The organism is Shewanella indica (genome assembly GCF_002836975.1).
In the GTDB taxonomy this organism is placed as follows: domain Bacteria; phylum Pseudomonadota; class Gammaproteobacteria; order Enterobacterales; family Shewanellaceae; genus Shewanella; species Shewanella indica.
In genome coordinates this window covers 90,786-106,783 of sequence record NZ_NIJK01000036.1, presented here as the reverse complement: position 1 = coordinate 106,783, position 15,998 = coordinate 90,786, and the positions used below count along the sequence as shown (strand labels likewise).

The following is a 15,998-nucleotide window of genomic DNA, read 5'->3' as shown; positions in this document are numbered from 1 at the left end:
ATGTCGAATGTAGGTTTGGTCATTTGAATATCCTTTTGGGTGTATATTACTCAAATGACACAGATTTATGAACACTACCATGACCACGGAAAAGATAGGACAGCCATATCTTTTTGATGTTTCGCCCAGCTNTTGGGTGTATATTACTCAAATGACACAGATTTATGAACACTACCATGACCACGGAAAAGATAGGACAGCCATATCTTTTTGATGTTTCGCCCAGCCTTGACTAGGCTTTGAAATACCCATCAAAGCTCAGTCGAGGTTGGTTATGACCACTGCCCGTCGCCAGTTGATAGATGCTGAAAGTACGCCCTTTTACCACGTGATTAACCGTTGCGTCAGAAGGGCATTTTTGTGTGGTGAAGATGCACTGTCGGGGCGCAGTTACGAGCATAGACGTGGCTGGATAGTGGATAAAATCAGGCAGTTGTCGTCAAAGAAAAAAGATAGGACAGCCATATCTTTTTGATGTTTCGCCCAGGCTTGACTAAAAACAACAAAAAACAACAAAGACACCCATTATTAGCTGTGTTAGCGCTGAGTAGCTTGGAATATCTGAAGAGTTTGCAGACACACACCTATTTTTCAGGCACAGGCGGAACTGTGACCTTCCGAGCCAGGGATGGCGAGGCAGAGCTTACAAGGACGTACTTGCAGCGAGTCACAGGATCGCCTGTGCGAAAGGTGCACCACAGGTGATGGGCTACACCGTGGCCGGAAGCTCGCCAATACTAACTTAGGAACTTTTAGCTGAAAGCTATGCTAGCCGCTGTGGCAGCGGCCGAAAGCCGCAACCCTTTGACCTTTCCCCCATGATTGAACATAAAGTGGATTCAGCGAACTTGGCCGGGGGACTGATAAACCGGGAAATAGCTCTTGCGGTGAGAGTGTTCACCAGTGCCACTTCCAAGGTCATTTCCGATGCTGAAAGTTAAGCCTTGAGCAATGCCAATGCAGGCTGTTGGTTATCAGGATAGAGTCGATAAGCCTTATGGTGCTTGATGCAACTGGCTTTCTTATCCCCCTGGCTGAATAGAAGCGCATGTTTGACAGCAAACTGGGCAATCAACTGCTCGTCGGCGCGGATGTAAAGGGTGATGGGTTTAATCAAGTTGCCATCGAGCAGATGCTGCTGATACTGCTCTGTGGAGATCACCAAGCTGTTTTGCCCCTGGCTGTCTAATTTGAGTTTACCGCTTACTTCACAGTCGAGGATGACGAGCCAGCCTTCGGCCTGGAGCTCGGTAATCAGGTTCTGGAGCGATTGCCCCACTGCGGCATTATTGATGGCTGGCAGATACTGCGCCTGGATACGTTGAAGCACCTCGGGTAACTTGGCACCGGCACCCAGGCTTCGGCCCTCTCTTATCCAGCGAGTGAGATCTTCTGCCACTAACTTTGAGAAACGTTTCTCTTTTAGTGACTGCACCATCCAGTTGCAGAGGAAATGACTTTCCGCTGCCGGGGTCTTGATGCTGCCGGCGGCATGGTTACGTTCCACCAAAGCAGCGAGGCCGGCTTGGGTTAATGCCAGCAAGGCCTGATTGTAGCTTTGTTCTGTCATTGTATTTCCGCGTATAAGAGATATGGATGGGGCGCTGAGTATACCCTATGTTGCAGTTATCAATATCAGGTAGACAAAGAAAAACCACCACAATGGTTATCAGTAAGACAGTTATCCGATCTGTCTTCGCCGCTATCTTACTGTAAATTTTTCAATCTCAAGGATATCTCTTGTCTGCCGGGCAACTGGGTTGTTTAATGAACAGGGTGAGGTAGTAGTCGGATGTTACCTCTGCCTCTATGGGCTTGGTTAAGATGAGTCTGATGGTGAGTCGATGGAATAACAGGAGAAGACAATGGCTAACGTATTGATCCTTGCCGGTGATTATGTGGAAGACTATGAAATCATGGTGCCGTTTCAGGCGCTGCAGATGGTGGGCCATAAGGTGACTGCCGTGTGCCCTGAAAAAGAGGCCGGTGATACTGTCAGGACGGCTATTCATGATTTTGAAGGCGATCAAACCTACAGTGAAAAAACTGGGCACAATTTCGTTCTCAATGGTGACTTTGAACAGATAAGTGCCGATGACTTTGATGCGCTGCTGATCCCCGGCGGCCGAGCACCCGAGTATCTGCGTCTCTATGATGAAGTGCTTGAGCTGGTTCGAGCCTTTGCCAAGGCGGATAAGCCGATTGCCGCCGTCTGTCATGGGGCGCAACTGCTGACCGCCGCTGGAGTGGTGCAGGGCAAGAAGGTGTCGGCTTATCCCGCCTGTGCCCCAGAAGTGCGCCAAGCCGGTGGTGAATATGCCGATATCGAGGTGACAGAAGCGATTACTGACGGCAAGTTGGTTACAGCGCCGGCTTGGCCTGCTCATCCTCAGTGGTTGGCGCAGTTCCACGCCTTGCTTTGAATTCGGTAAACAAAAGCGCTTATCCCTTAGGGGAGCAAGCTTTGCCGCCGAGAACGCGAGTGTTTCCAGCCGGTAGAAAGTCCAGCTAAAACCCAATTAGCCAAAAGCCGCGCAGTGCGCGGCTTTTTAATGGTTCAACATAGGAGCAAAAGCCCGTCAAGCGGGGCGGCTCACTTGAGCTTCTTTGGCTTGATGCCGCTGGAGCCGACTTTAACCTTAACTCTGCGGCCGGACATGCTCTTTTCCGCTGCGACCTGCTCCGAGGCGCTGCTGGCACCCGGTTTTTTCTTGGCGAAGCTGCGGCGCTTTTGCAGTTGCTTGAGCAGGAGATCGCGATTACTCACTTCATAGCCTGGCATCATGATGCGCTTGAGTTTTTGGCCGATCAGTTTTTCAATGTCGGCCAGGGTGCGCTCTTCTTCGCGGCTGACAAAAGAGATGGCGACACCCGTCTTGCCGGCGCGGCCGGTGCGACCGATACGGTGCACATAGTCCTCTGCCAGGAAGGGCAGATCGTAATTGACCACATACTCGAGATCCGGAATATCCAGGCCGCGGGCGGCCACTTCGGTGGATACCAATACCCGTACCTTGCCTTCCTTGAATTCTCTGAGCGCCCGGCGGCGGCTGCCCTGGGCTTTTTCACTGTGCACCACGGCACTGGCGATACCGTCGAGATTCAGCTCCTTGACCAGATGATCCGCATCTTCACGGGTGGCGGTAAACACCAGCACCTGCTGCCAGTTCTTGCGCCCGATAAGTTCAGACAGGAGTTCACGCTTGCGGCGCTGCTCTACCGGGTAGACTACCTGGCTGACGGTCACCGCTGTGGTGTTTTGGCGGTCGGCCGTGATGACCTTGGGCTTGTTCATTATCTCATCGGCCAGGCGCCTTACCGCGCCAGAGAAGGTGGCCGAGAACATCAGATTTTGCCGCTGCTTGGCGGCGCTCTGAAGTATTTTGTTGATATCGTTGATAAAGCCCATATCCAGCATACGGTCGGCTTCATCCAGCACCAGCACTTCCAGCGAGCCCAGGCTCAGGTTACCGGCCAGTAGTTGTTCCAGTAAACGCCCCGGAGTGGCTACCACTATGTCGGCGCCTTGCTTGAGCTTGTTGACCTGAGATGCTGACTTGACGCCGCCAAACAGGGTGGCCACCGACAACTGCAAGTATTTGCCGTATTGGCGGGCATTGTCGGCAACCTGGGACACCAGCTCACGGGTTGGTGCCAGGATCAGGGCCCGGATATTGCCGGGTTTGAGTTCGAGCGGGTTATCCTGCAGGCGCTGCAAAATAGGCAGCACAAAGGCGGCTGTCTTGCCTGTGCCCGTCTGGGCGCTGGCCAGTACGTCCTGACCGCGGCGAACCGCAGGGATGGCCTGTCTCTGAATCGGTGTCATGCTCTCATAACCGCACTCTTTGAGCGCGCGGAGTATTTCGGGGGCAAAACTATAAGATTCAAACTTCATCTCGATATTCCTGTATTCAACCGCTTGGCGTGTGTCTTAGCTATTTCGGGTGTCGGCGGCCCAAATGCCGGAAGCTCAGGCCTGAGTATACGCCAAGTGCCGGGATAACCCGGGCGGGCGCGGAGTATAGCAAAAAAATTCACCAAGGCCCGATCATTTCTGCTTTATTCTTGCGCTGCAAGGATAAATGACCTCAGGCACTGCTGATATCAATGTTTTGGGCAGATACAAGAATGCCGCCCGCAGGCGGCATTCTCTCACAATTTATTGGCTTAGCTGAACCAGCCGGCAAACATCTGCTTGAAGTAGTCCATCAGCTTGCTGAACCAGCTGCCTTCGTTGACTTCTTCCAATGTCACCAGTGGGAACTGGGCAATGTCTTTACCATCAAGCTGGAAGTATACCCGGCCGACGACTTCACCCTTGGCCAGCGGTGCGGTGAGCTCTTTGGTAAGTTCGAAGTTGGCTTGCAGGTTTTTAGCCTGGCCCCGGTTGATGGTCACAGGAGTGTCAGTGGTTACACCCAAGTCCACTGTGTCACGGTCGCCATACCAGATCTTCTGGGTGACAAAGCTGTCACCGGCCTTGTAAGGAGTGATGGTTTCAAAGAAACGGAAGCCATAGTTGAGCAGTTTCTTGCTCTCGGCCTTACGGGCGGCTTCACTCTTGGTGCCCATGACCACGGCAATCAGGCGCATGCCGTCTTTGGTGGCCGAGGATACCAGGTTATAGCCGGCACCCGAGGTGTGGCCTGTCTTGATACCGTCGACATCGAGGCTGTTATCCCACAAGAGGCCGTTACGGTTGTACTGCTTGATACCGTTGTAGGTAAAAGATTTTTCTTTGTAGATATCGTATTCGTCGGGAACATCACGAATGAGGGCCGCGCCCAGCAGCGCCATATCATAGGCGGTGGACTTGTGGTTGTCTGAATCCAGGCCGTGGGAGTTTTCAAAGTAGCTGTCACGCATGCCCAGCTGTTTGGCCCAGGAGTTCATCAGATCGACGAAGGCGCCTTCGGTTCCGGCAATGTGCTCGGCCATGGCGACACAGGCATCGTTACCGGATTGGATAATGATACCCCGATTCAGATCCGAAACTTTAACCGTCTTGCCGACTTCGATAAACATTTTGGATGAGTCGGGGAAGTTCTTCGACCAAGCGTTCTTGCTGATGGTCACGTCGTCATCGGCAGAGACGTTACCTGCCTTGATCTCCTGACCTATGACATAGCTGGTCATCATCTTGGTCAGGCTGGCTGGGTTAAGGCTTTCGTAGGCGTTATTTTCCGCCAGTAAGCGTCCTGAGTTGTAATCCATCAAGACATAAGCCTTGGCGGCAACGTCCGGTGCATCTGGGACGACTATCGGGGCATTGTTGGCCTGTGCGGCGGAAACCGAGGCACAGGCGAACAACAGAAAGGCTTTCGCGGGACTTTTTACAAAATTCATCATTACCTGAATACGTCTTCTGGTTGGAGTCGGAAAATATGCTGAAATTCGCAGCGAGTATAACATTAGTCGACCGGAAATTTCAGTTAAGGTTCCTTAATTAGTTAAAAATGTGGTGGAATTTTGAACGCTTATGTTTTTGGTTCAGTCACCATATAGCTGCTCGGAAAGCCGTCCTGCTTCAGCTTTTCCAGCAATTTGGCGGCAATACCTTCATGGCTGACCGGCCCGAGTTGCAGCCTGTATACCGACTTGGCATCTGTGATTCGGCTCTTGACTTGGTATTTGTTTTCAAGCTCTGAAGCCAACTCAAGCAGACGTTCGCGCGAGCCGGATGCCATCACCTGTACATAGTGCAGGTTGTTGCTGCGAAGTTCGGCCATGGTCTGGCTCTCTTCACTGTCTTCAAACAGGACTTCCAGTCTGACCTTGGCGGTGCCTGTTTTCAGCATGTCCAGCCGGTAAGCCGCGGCGTAGGACAGATCTATCACTCGGTCGGGATGGAAGGGACCACGGTCATTGACCCTGACCACTACGCTCTTGTTGTTGGCCAAATTGGTGACCCTGACATAGCTGGGCAGTGGCAATGTCTTGTGCGCCGCGGACATGGAGTACATGTCATAGGTTTCACCGTTGGAGGTCAGATGGCCGTGAAACTTGGCACCATACCAGGATGCCAGTCCCTCAACCTTGTACCCCTTGCCGGACGGCATCACTTGGTAGGATTTACCTCTGACCTGGTAATCCTTGTTGCCCTGTTTGCTGTAGGGCTCGAATCTGGGATGGGCATCTTCCACCTTGGAGACATCTGGTGCATCGGCCGGAGGCCTATCATCTTTCATGGTGTAACGGCCCGAGTTGCCGGCACAGGCGGCCAGCAGAATCGAGGCGGTCAGTGGCAGCAATAGTTTAAGTCTTGTCATGGTGGGCTTTGAGTTGTTCACTGAATTGATAAACTGCCATGGCGTACAGCGGGCTGCGATTGTAACGGGTGATTACATAGAAGTTGTTCAGCCCCAGCCAATAGTCTTTGGCATCGGCCTGTTCCAGCTCGATAAGCAGCGCTTTTTGGCTGGCATCCAGATCCCGGTTTTCCATCAGAGCCACCTCGGGGGAGAGGATATCGGCTACTTGGTAATTGAGCTTTTCTCCTTTCCAGACCTTGGCCTTGGGCGTGGCCGTTGTGCTTAGTTCCAGCGCCACCGGCTCACCGGCTTTCCAGCCGTGACGGTGAAAATAGTTGGCTACTGAACCTATGGCATCGTCGACACTGCCCAGCAGATCCCGCTTGCCGTCACCGTCAAAGTCGACGGCGTAGGCCAGATAGCTTGAAGGAATAAACTGGCCATAACCCATAGCGCCGGCGTAGGAGCCCAGGAGCGTTTCCTTATCGAGTTGCTCCTCTTTAAGCAGCGTCATCAGTTTGGCAAACTCGCCGCGAAAGAAAGTCGCCCGTGGCGGGTAGTAGAACCCCAAGGTATAGAGGGCATCGATCACCGGGTACTTGCCCATATAACCGCCGTAGAAGGTTTCAATACCGATAATGGCGACTATGATTTGCGGATCAACGTCATAGGTCTTGGCGGCGCGCGCTATGGTTTGCTCGTGTTGCTGCCAGAAATTCAGCCCGGCTTCGAGGCGCTTTTCGGTCAGAAAAATGGGGTAGTACTGATGCCAGGGTTTGGCCTCCCAAGGGCTGGAAATGGCGTCCAATACCGCCTGGTTTTTTTGGGCCGAGGCGAGGAAGCTTTCGACTTCTTCCTGGCTAAAGCCTTGGCTCTGTTGCTGTTTGATAAAATCCTGTTTGAGCTGCTCGGAAGCGGGCACCTCGGCGGTGGCACAGGCGCTGAGGTTGAGACTTAGCAGCAGGCCCAGAGGGGCGAGCAGCTTTTTGAATGTCGGCATCTAAGGCGTTCCTATCTGTCGATGAAGCGTCTATGGGTGTGAATACTCATTAGAATGCCAAAACCGGCCATCAATGTCAGCATAGAGGTGCCGCCATAACTTATCAGCGGCAGCGGGACTCCCACTACGGGCAAAATACCGGACACCATGCCGATATTCACAAACACATAAACGAAGAAGGTGAGGGTCAGCGAGCCGGCCAGCAAGCGGGCAAAGCTGGTTTGGGCTCTGGAGGCGATCACCAGGCCGCGGCCGATCACATAGAGATAAAGCGCCAACAGTAGCAGACTGCCGATGAGGCCAAACTCCTCGCCGATCACGGCGAAGATAAAGTCGGTGTGGCGCTCCGGCAAAAATTCCAGCTGCGACTGAGTACCATCGAGCCAGCCTTTGCCCCAGAGTCCGCCCGAGCCTATGGCAATTTTGGACTGAATGATGTGGTAGCCGGTACCGAGTGGATCGGCCTCGGGATCCAGCAAGGTCATCACTCGATTGCGCTGGTAGTCGTGCATCAAAAAGAACCATAGAATCGGCAGCAGCGCCAGCACGGCGGCAATAAAACCACCGACAATGGCCCAGCTCATACCGGAGAGAAACAGCACAAAGATCCCCGAGGCGGCCACCAGAATTGAGGTACCGAGATCCGGTTGTTTGGCGATAAGCAGAGTGGGGATCAGCAAAATCACCCCGGCACCGGCCAGATAACGCTTCTTCGGCGGCAAGGGAAACTTGGAGATAAACCAGGCCATGGTGATCGGGAACGCCAGTTTCATCAGCTCAGACGGCTGAAACTCCATAAAGCCCAGATTGAGCCAGCGTTGGGCGCCCTTGTTGATCTCACCGAAGAAATGCACCCCCAGCAGCAGCGCGACCCCGGCAAGATAGATGGGCAGAGCCCAGCGGCGAAATACCTCGGGGTTAATCTGGGCAAGGATCAACATTAGTCCAAGGGACAATCCCATACGGAATAGCTGCCGCTCCATCATGGCCAGGTCTTCGCCGCTGGCAGAATAGATGACGAACAGGCCAAAGCCCATCAGGCCCAGGATGCCTAGCAGCAGTGGCAGATCGATATGCATCTTCTGCCAGATATTGGGTTTACGGCTGTGGCTCATGTTTCAACTCCCAGGTATCCCGTAGCAGATATTCGTCCAGCATGGCCCGGGCAACCGGCCCGGCGTTGGCGCCACCCCAACCGGCGTTTTCCAGTACCACCGCCAGCACAATTTTTGGATCTTCGTAGGGGGCATAGGCGATGATCAGCGCGTTATCGCGCAGATGCTCGTCAATGGTGTCCGCATCATACTTCTCATCTTCGGCAACGCTGAAGACCTGGGCGGTACCTGTCTTCATCGCCGCAGTATAACTGGCATCGGTGAAGCGACTCTTCTGCGCGGTGCGGCGCATGGCTTCGTTGATGATCTCCCAGTTGTTTTTGTTTTTCAGCACTATCGGTGGCCTTTCATCCACCGGCGTCTCGATGCGGGCTGTGTTGTCCTTGATGGCCTTGAGCAGGTGCGGGGTAAAACGCTTGCCGCGGTTGGCCAAAATGGCTGTGGCATTGGCCAGCTGCAAAGGCGTGGTGGTCCAGTAACCCTGACCAATCCCGACCGAGATGGTGTCGCCTATGTACCAAGGTTGGTTGTACTTGAGGCGTTTCCAGTCCCTCGATGGCATTACCCCGGCAGACTCTTCGAAGATATCCACCCCGGTATTCTGACCGAAACCGAATTGATCCATAAAGCCGGAGATCTTGTCGATGCCCACCTTGTAGGCCATGTCGTAGTAGAAGGTATCGCAGGAGTGGACTATGGAGTCATAGACATCCACCCAGCCGTGGCCCCAGCGTTTCCAGTCGCGATATTTTCGGTCGACCCCTGGGATCTGCCAGAAGCCGGGATCCCAGATGCGGGTCTTCTCGCTAATGGTTTGATCTTCCAGCCCCAGGAGCGCCAGATGCGGCTTGACCGTGGAGGCCGGGGCATATTGCCCTTGGGTTGCGCGGTTAATCAGGGGACGCGAGCGGCTGTTGAGCAGCTCGCTGTAGGCTTTTGAACTGATCCCGTGCACAAATTGGTTCGGGTCATAGCTGGGGCTGGAGACCATGGCCAGAATACCGCCGTCTCTTGGGTCTATCGCCACGATTGAGCCGCGGCGGCCATCCAGCAGTTCGGTGGCCTTTTGCTGCAGCTGCAGATCCAGTGTCAGGTAGATATCCTGTCCGGGCTCGGGCTGGGTCACCTTGAGGGTGCGGACACTGCGCCCCAGGTTGTTGACCTCTTCCTCCAAATGCCCGGGCAGGCCGTGGAGCAGGCTCTCATAGAACTTTTCTATACCCTGTTTGCCTATGTCCTTGGTGGCTGCATAGTTTTTCCAACTGCCGGAGCGTTCCAGCGCGTCTCTGTCTCTGGAGTTGATTTTGCCGACATAGCCGAGCACATGGGTCAGCAGGCTGCTGTAGGGGTAGTGGCGTTTGAGACCGGCATCGACATAGAAACCATCGAACCTGTGTTGGTTAACACTGAACAGCGCCACCTCATCTTCCGTCAGCCTGGTCTTGAGCGGCAAGGGCTTGAAGCGGCGGTGATATTTCAGTGACTCGGTGAAGCTGTCGCGCTCATCCTGACTGAGGTCGATAACGGTTGAGAGTTCATCCAGCGTCTGCTGCATGTTCTTCACCTTCTCCGGGATCACTTCCAGGGTGTAGAAGGGCAGGTTCTCTGCCAGCAGCTTGCCGTTGCGGTCATAGATCAGGCCGCGGCTGGGTGCCAGCGGTACCACTCGGATACGGTTATCATTGGAGCGGGTTTCGTAGTCTTTGAAAGACACCACCTGCAGATAGTAAAGATTGCCGAGCAACAGGCTGAGCAAAGCGACCACGCAGACAAAGGTAAACAGCGCCCGGCGTTTGAACAGTGCCGCCTCGGCGGCGTGATCATGCATGGTTATTCGCTTTCTACGCGGCAATGGATTCTCTCCGGCTCAAACAGTTAATGCAAAGTCAGCTAAAGCAAGTGGCTCTTGGGTGCCTTATTCCCTGTGGTAGGGATGATTGTTGTTGATGCTCCAGGCCCGGTACAGACTCTCAGCCACCACGACTCTCACCAAAGGGTGGGGCAGGGTCAGGGCCGACAGACACCAGCTTTGGCTGGCGGCTTGTTTACAGGCAGGAGCCAGGCCTTCCGGGCCGCCTATCAGCAGGCTGACATCCCGGCCATCGAGCTGCCACTTTTCCATGGCAGAGGCGAGCTCCGGAGTCGTCCAGTTCCTGCCCGGCAGATCCAGAGTGACGATATGGTTGCCCTTGGGGATCGCGGCCAACATGGCTTCGCCCTCTTTTTGCAGAATACGGGCGATATCGGCATTCTTGCCCCGCTTGCCGGCGGGGATTTCAACCAGCTCCAGCGCCATGTCCCTGGGGAAGCGGCGCTGGTACTCGGCGAAACCCTTGCTGACCCAGTCCGGCATTTTGGTGCCTACGGCAACGAGTTGCAGTTTCATCAGGCGTTGGCGTCAGACCAGAGTTTTTCCAACTGGTAATGTTCGCGGGTTTGCTCCTGCATCACATGCAGAATCACATCACCCAGATCCACCAGAACCCAGTCGCTGCTGTCGCGGCCTTCTACGCCCTGAGGTTGCATACCGGCTTGTTTGGCTTCGGCAACTACATTTTCAGCAATGGCGCGAACATGGGTCTTGGATGTGCCTGAGCAGATAACCATAAAGTCGGTCACGTTGGACTTTTTGCTGACATCCAGCACGACTATGTCCCGGGCCTTGAGATCATCGACCTTGTCGACAACAAATTGTTTCAGTTCTGTGCCTTGCACGCTGAAGATCCTCTCATGTTTTTGATCAAGCGCAGTAGTATATCAGCGCTGGCGGGCAAGTCCCATAGGATTTATCGCCCATCCACCGCAGTTAACCGCCAAGATAGAGACGGTTTGTAACTATATATTCGAGCACGGCTTTGGGCATGGCGGCGCGGCAGGCATTAATGTTACCGGCGGCGATGGCGCGGCGAATGGCCGTGGAGGAGAAGGGCTGCGGCTTGACCGAGAGGCTGATGATTTTGCCGCTTTGATGTTGGCCCTTGTCTCTTGCTGCCAAGGCCTGGGTGACTGAGCAGCTTCTTTGGGCCAGTTCGGTTTGGATTTCGGCGTCCTTTGGCAGGTGCCAGTCCGGGCGCTGGCAAACCACCAGGTTACACAGGGAAAACAGCCGCTGCCATTGATGCCAGCTCGGCAGCGACAGCAAGGAATCTGTACCCATGATGAATTGAAATTCGGCGCCTGGGAAAGCCTGCTGCAGCGCTTCCAGCGTCGCGACACTGTAGGAGGGGGCATTGCGCTTGAGCTCGATATCGCAAATGTCCATATCGGGGAACTCGTCGCAGGCCAGTTTAAGCATGGCCAGGCGCTGCTCGCTGCTGGCGGTGGCCTTGGCCTTGTGCGGCGGAATATGGTTCGGCAGCAACCAGAGCTTATCCAGCTCTAGCCGGGCTTTGACTTCGGCCGCGGGTTTGAGGTGACCATAATGAACAGGGTCGAAAGTACCGCCCATCAGCCCGATACGCATCCTGTCTCCTCAGTCGAACTCAATATGGCCAAGATGGCGCGCCGCCTTGGGATCGAACAGCAAACACAGATGGGACAGGCCGGTCCAGTTTTCCTGGCCTTGCTGTTTCAGTGCCAGCTCCAGCTTGGAGGCGATAGCCAGCATGGACTCTATGGCTTCCAGGCTCAGCCGGGTGAGGGCGCCCTGATAGAGCGGCTTGCGCTTGTCCCAAATTCTATGCTTGCCGAACAGGCTATTGAGGCTCTCGCCCTGACTGCGGGCCGATTGCAGCGTCAGCAGCAAGGTCAGCTCTTTTTGCAGCGCCCAATGGATAATGGGCATGGCGGTTTCTTCGGCCTTGAGCTGGGCGAGGATATGCTGGGCCTTATCCTGTTGGTTGGCCAGCAGGGCATCGGTCAATTGAAACACGCTGAAGCGGGATTGATCTTCGAAGTAGCGGCTCAACTCTTCGCTGTCCACAGGACGGGCGCCGGCCAGCAGTTGCAGCAGTTGCATCGCCTGATCGGCCGCCAGCAGATTGCCTTCGTAGAGGGCATACAGCATGGCTCTGGCATCGTTTTTGAGATTGAGCCGATAGTATTGAATACGGCCGTCGAGCCAGCGCTGGAACTGAGCCCCTTCGGGGGTGGCGCAAGGAACATAAAGACCTTGACTGTCCAGGGCCTTGAACCATTTGCTGTTTTGCTGATCGCGGCCAAGCTTGGGGCCGTCGATGATAAGCAAGATATCCGGGTTTTGTTCAGCGATAAGGCTTTGCAGCATGGCGCCGCCATCGGCGCCCGGCTTGGCCTGTGGCAGGTTGAGCTCTATGATCCTGCGACTGGCAAACAGGCTCATGGCGTGCCATTCGTTGGCGAGATCCTGCCAGTTGAAGTTGGCTTCCTGAGTTAGTTGTAATCTTTCTTCAAAGCCTTGGCTACGGGCGGCAGCCAGGATTTGCCGCTTACTGCTGTCCAGCAGATAGGGATCGTCGCCCAGCAGCAGATAGCAGGATTTCAGCGGCGACAACTGCCGGTGTAACTGATCCGGATAGACCCGCATCAGTTCACCTCGATGGCGGCCAGAGTCTGGATGATGTTATCGGCGGCCTGAATGCGCATCTCTTTGACCAGCAACTCCATCTCGCGGCTCTTGGCCAAGGCGGTGCGGGGGTCGTCGAGATAATCGCGGCGGATTTCCACATCGAAAGGCTGTGCTTCCTTGCCCGGCAGAGACACGGCAAAACGCACATGGTAGATGAGTTCATATTCGGCGACGTTGCCTGTGGGGTAGAGCGACAAGGTTGAGCGCTCCAGAGTGTCGCTCAGCAGCACCAGCCGGGGAATGCCCTTGGCGGGTTCCTCTATGCCGACATTGTTGAGACGCAGACGTTCACGCACCAGGCGGCTCAGCTCGCTGTATTTGTCGCTGCTCTCCAGGCTCAGCTTGCTGAGCTCGGGCGGAATGGAATAACTTCCCTGGAGTTGAAAGCCGCAACCGGCACTGGTCATAACGACCAGTGCCAGCAGGGCGAACATCAACTGCTTCACGCTTAAAGATAGTTTCAGCATGGATGTCCTGTTTTTTCTCAGTTGGCGACTATGTTCAGCAGTTTGCCGGGAACATAGATCACCTTGCGGATGGTCTTGCCTTCGGTGTGCTTCATCACCTGTTCATCGGCCAGACCCAGGGCTTCGACCTCTTCCTTGGCAGCATCGGCCGCCACAGTGATCTTGGCTCTGAGCTTACCGTTGACCTGCACCACGATAAGCTTGCTGTCTTCGACCAGTGCGGATTCGTCGGTTTCAGGCCAGCTGGCTGACTCGATATCGCCTTCCATTCCCAGCTCCTGCCACAGGTTGAAGCTCAGGTGCGGGGTGATGGGGTACAAGAGACGCACAATGGCCGACAGGGCTTCGGCCATCAGGGCTCTGTCCTGCTCGGTTTCCTGTGGAGCCTTTTGCAGCGCATTCATCAGTTCCATCACAGCAGCAATGGCGGTGTTGAACATCTGACGGCGGCCGATATCGTCGGTCACCTTGGCGATGGTTTTGTGCAGTTCGCGACGCAGCGCTTTCTGCTCGCCGGTCAGTGCCGCGATATCCAGCGCTGGAGCTTCGCCCTTGGATATATGGTCGTGGGCCAGTTTCCACAGACGCTTGATAAAGCGGTGGGCACCTTCCACGCCTGACTCCTGCCATTCCAATGTCAGCTCCGGTGGTGCGGCAAACATCATGAACAGTCGCACAGTATCTGCGCCGTACTTCTCCACCATCACTTGCGGATCGATACCATTGTTTTTCGACTTGGACATCTTGCTCATGCCGGTGTAAGTCAGTTCATGGCCTTCGCTGTCCACCGCCTTGAGGATCCGACCCTTGTCGTCTTTCTCAACCACAGTCACTTCCAGTGGCGATACCCAAACGCGGGCGCCTTTCTCGTTGCTGTAGTAGAAAGCATCGGCCAGTACCATGCCTTGGGTCAACAGGCGCTTGGCAGGCTCATTGGAGTTAACCAAACCGGCATCGCGCAGCAGTTTGTGGAAGAAGCGGAAGTACAACAGGTGCATACAGGCGTGTTCGATACCGCCTATGTATTGATCTACCGGCAGCCAGTAGTCGGCCTTGGCTGGATCCAGCATCTGATCTGCCTTGGGCGAGCAGTAGCGGGCATAGTACCAGCTGGACTCCATAAAGGTGTCGAAGGTGTCGGTTTCGCGCAGGGCATTTTGGCCGTTGATTGTGGTTTTGGCCCACTCTTTGTCGGCCTTGATTGGGCTTTGGACCCCATCCATGACCACATCTTCCGGCAGAATGACCGGCAGTTGTTCTTCCGGCGTCGGCATCACAGTGCCGTCTTCAAGAGTCACCATAGGGATAGGTGCGCCCCAGTAACGCTGGCGGCTGACGCCCCAGTCGCGCAGACGGAAATTAACCTGGCGCTTGCCTTTGCCTTCGGCACTCAGCTTGTCGGCGATGGCGTTGAAGGCGGCTTCAAAGTCCAGACCATCGAACTCGGCCGAGTTGAACAGTATGCCTTTTTCAGTGTAAGCGGCTTCAGAGATATCCAGCTCGCCATCGGCAGGCTTAATCACGCCCTTGATCGCCAGGCCATACTTGGTGGCGAATTCATAGTCACGCTGGTCGTGGCCGGGAACCGACATTACGGCGCCGGTACCATAGTTCATCAGGACAAAGTTGGCGGCCCAAACCGGGACTTCTTCGCCTGTCAGCGGGTGGATCGCCTTGAGGCCGGTATCAACACCTTTTTTCTCCATAGTGGCCAGCTCGGCCTCGGAGGCGGTGCTCTGCTTGCACTCTTCAACAAAGGCTGCCAGCGCCGGGTTGTTGGCGGCGGCTTTCTCGGCCAGCGGGTGACCGGCGGCAATGGCCACATAGGTCACGCCCATCACGGTATCCGGACGTGTGGTGTAGATGTCGAAGCTATCGTCAGAACCAGCCACCTTGAAGGTCATCTCGACCCCTTCGGAGCGACCAATCCAGTTACGCTGCATGGTCTTGACCTGCTCAGGCCAACCTTCGAGGGTATCGATATCATTCAACAGCTCTTCGGCGTACTGAGTGATCTTGATGAACCACTGAGGGATCTCTTTCTGCTCCACTACAGTGTCGCAGCGCCAGCAGCAACCATCGATAACCTGCTCGTTGGCCAGCACTGTCTGGTCATTGGGGCACCAGTTGACCGAAGAGGTCTTCTTGTACACCAAGCCTTTTTCATACAGTTTGGTGAAGAACCACTGTTCCCAGCGATAGTATTCCGGGGTACAGGTGGCAATTTCACGGCTCCAGTCGTAGCCAAAACCCAGCATTTTCAGCTGGTTCTTCATGTAATCTATGTTTTCATAGGTCCAAGGCGCCGGCGCAGTGGCGTTCTTGATCGCGGCATTTTCTGCCGGTAGACCGAAGGCATCCCAGCCGATGGGCTGAAGCACATTTTTACCCTGCAGACGCTGGAAACGGGAAACTACGTCACCTATGGTGTAGTTACGCACGTGTCCCATATGCAGCCGACCTGAAGGATAGGGGAACATAGAGAGACAGTAGAACTTCTCTTTACTCGGATCTTCGGTGACTTCAAAAGTTTTCTTTTCTGCCCAGTGCGTTTGCACTTTGGCTTCGATTTCTGAGGGATTATATTGCTCTTGCATCAGGTTTTTCGGCAATGCCGCC

At 54.8% G+C, this 15,998-nt stretch carries 14 protein-coding genes and 1 pseudogene; 2 read left to right on the top strand and 13 right to left on the bottom strand.

What is annotated here, in order from left to right:
* Positions 1-274: 274 nt before the first annotated feature.
* Positions 275-442, top strand: a pseudogene (locus tag CX650_RS12220) (alpha-amylase family glycosyl hydrolase); the annotation flags it as partial.
* Positions 443-937: 495 nt separating this feature from the next.
* On the opposite strand, the gene CX650_RS12215 reads toward CX650_RS12220, so the two are convergent.
* Entirely contained in the window at positions 938-1,570 is a 633-nt protein-coding gene (locus CX650_RS12215; protein ID WP_101095965.1) for a DUF2913 family protein, read from the bottom strand.
* Between the two features lie 295 nt (positions 1,571-1,865).
* Here CX650_RS12215 and CX650_RS12210 point away from each other — a divergent pair, with 295 nt between their 5' ends.
* On the top strand, positions 1,866-2,423 hold the full coding sequence (locus tag CX650_RS12210) for a DJ-1/PfpI family protein (protein ID WP_101095964.1): 558 nt from the start codon (positions 1,866-1,868) through the stop codon (positions 2,421-2,423).
* A gap of 170 nt (positions 2,424-2,593) precedes the next feature.
* On the opposite strand, the gene CX650_RS12205 is transcribed toward CX650_RS12210, so the two are convergent.
* The 12 genes from CX650_RS12205 to leuS all read right to left on the bottom strand — a co-directional run bounded on the left by CX650_RS12205 (position 2,594) and on the right by leuS (position 15,976).
* A complete protein-coding gene (locus CX650_RS12205) occupies positions 2,594-3,895 on the bottom strand; it encodes a DEAD/DEAH box helicase (RefSeq protein WP_039034330.1) in 1,302 nt (433 codons plus the stop codon).
* Positions 3,896-4,167: 272 nt separating this feature from the next.
* Positions 4,168-5,349, bottom strand: coding sequence for a serine hydrolase (locus tag CX650_RS12200; RefSeq protein WP_101095963.1), 1,182 nt, complete (start codon positions 5,347-5,349; stop codon positions 4,168-4,170).
* Positions 5,350-5,477: 128 nt separating this feature from the next.
* Positions 5,478-6,269 (bottom strand): septal ring lytic transglycosylase RlpA family protein, encoded by a 792-nt coding sequence (locus CX650_RS12195; protein WP_039034328.1) that lies wholly within the window; start codon positions 6,267-6,269, stop codon positions 5,478-5,480.
* Complete coding sequence (mltB, locus tag CX650_RS12190) at positions 6,256-7,251, bottom strand: lytic murein transglycosylase B (protein WP_101095962.1); 996 nt, start codon at positions 7,249-7,251, stop codon at positions 6,256-6,258. Before mltB ends, CX650_RS12195 begins: the two co-directional genes overlap by 14 nt.
* Positions 7,252-7,262: 11 nt before the next feature.
* The gene (gene rodA, locus CX650_RS12185; protein WP_039034326.1) at positions 7,263-8,366 is read right to left on the bottom strand and encodes a rod shape-determining protein RodA; all 1,104 of its coding nucleotides are present in this window, start codon (positions 8,364-8,366) and stop codon (positions 7,263-7,265) included.
* The gene (gene mrdA, locus CX650_RS12180; RefSeq protein ID WP_373297524.1) at positions 8,350-10,194 is read right to left on the bottom strand and encodes a penicillin-binding protein 2; all 1,845 of its coding nucleotides are present in this window, start codon (positions 10,192-10,194) and stop codon (positions 8,350-8,352) included. Before mrdA ends, rodA begins: the two co-directional genes overlap by 17 nt.
* 87 nt (positions 10,195-10,281) lie before the next feature.
* Positions 10,282-10,752 (bottom strand): 23S rRNA (pseudouridine(1915)-N(3))-methyltransferase RlmH, encoded by a 471-nt coding sequence (gene rlmH / locus CX650_RS12175; protein ID WP_039034324.1) that lies wholly within the window; start codon positions 10,750-10,752, stop codon positions 10,282-10,284.
* Positions 10,752-11,081, bottom strand: a complete 330-nt coding sequence (gene rsfS / locus CX650_RS12170; protein ID WP_025011675.1) for a ribosome silencing factor — start codon at positions 11,079-11,081, stop codon at positions 10,752-10,754. Before rsfS ends, rlmH begins: the two co-directional genes overlap by 1 nt.
* Positions 11,082-11,172: 91 nt before the next feature.
* The gene (gene nadD, locus CX650_RS12165; RefSeq protein WP_101095960.1) at positions 11,173-11,829 is read right to left on the bottom strand and encodes a nicotinate-nucleotide adenylyltransferase; all 657 of its coding nucleotides are present in this window, start codon (positions 11,827-11,829) and stop codon (positions 11,173-11,175) included.
* A 9-nt stretch (positions 11,830-11,838) separates the two neighbouring features.
* Entirely contained in the window at positions 11,839-12,870 is a 1,032-nt protein-coding gene (gene holA, locus CX650_RS12160) for a DNA polymerase III subunit delta (protein ID WP_039034321.1), read from the bottom strand.
* On the bottom strand, positions 12,870-13,379 hold the full coding sequence (locus CX650_RS12155) for an LPS-assembly lipoprotein LptE (RefSeq protein WP_025011678.1): 510 nt from the start codon (positions 13,377-13,379) through the stop codon (positions 12,870-12,872). The genes holA and CX650_RS12155 overlap by 1 nt, the downstream gene beginning before the upstream one ends.
* 17 nt (positions 13,380-13,396) lie before the next feature.
* A complete protein-coding gene (gene leuS / locus CX650_RS12150) occupies positions 13,397-15,976 on the bottom strand; it encodes a leucine--tRNA ligase (RefSeq protein ID WP_101055795.1) in 2,580 nt (859 codons plus the stop codon).
* Between the last annotated feature and the right edge of the window lie 22 nt (positions 15,977-15,998).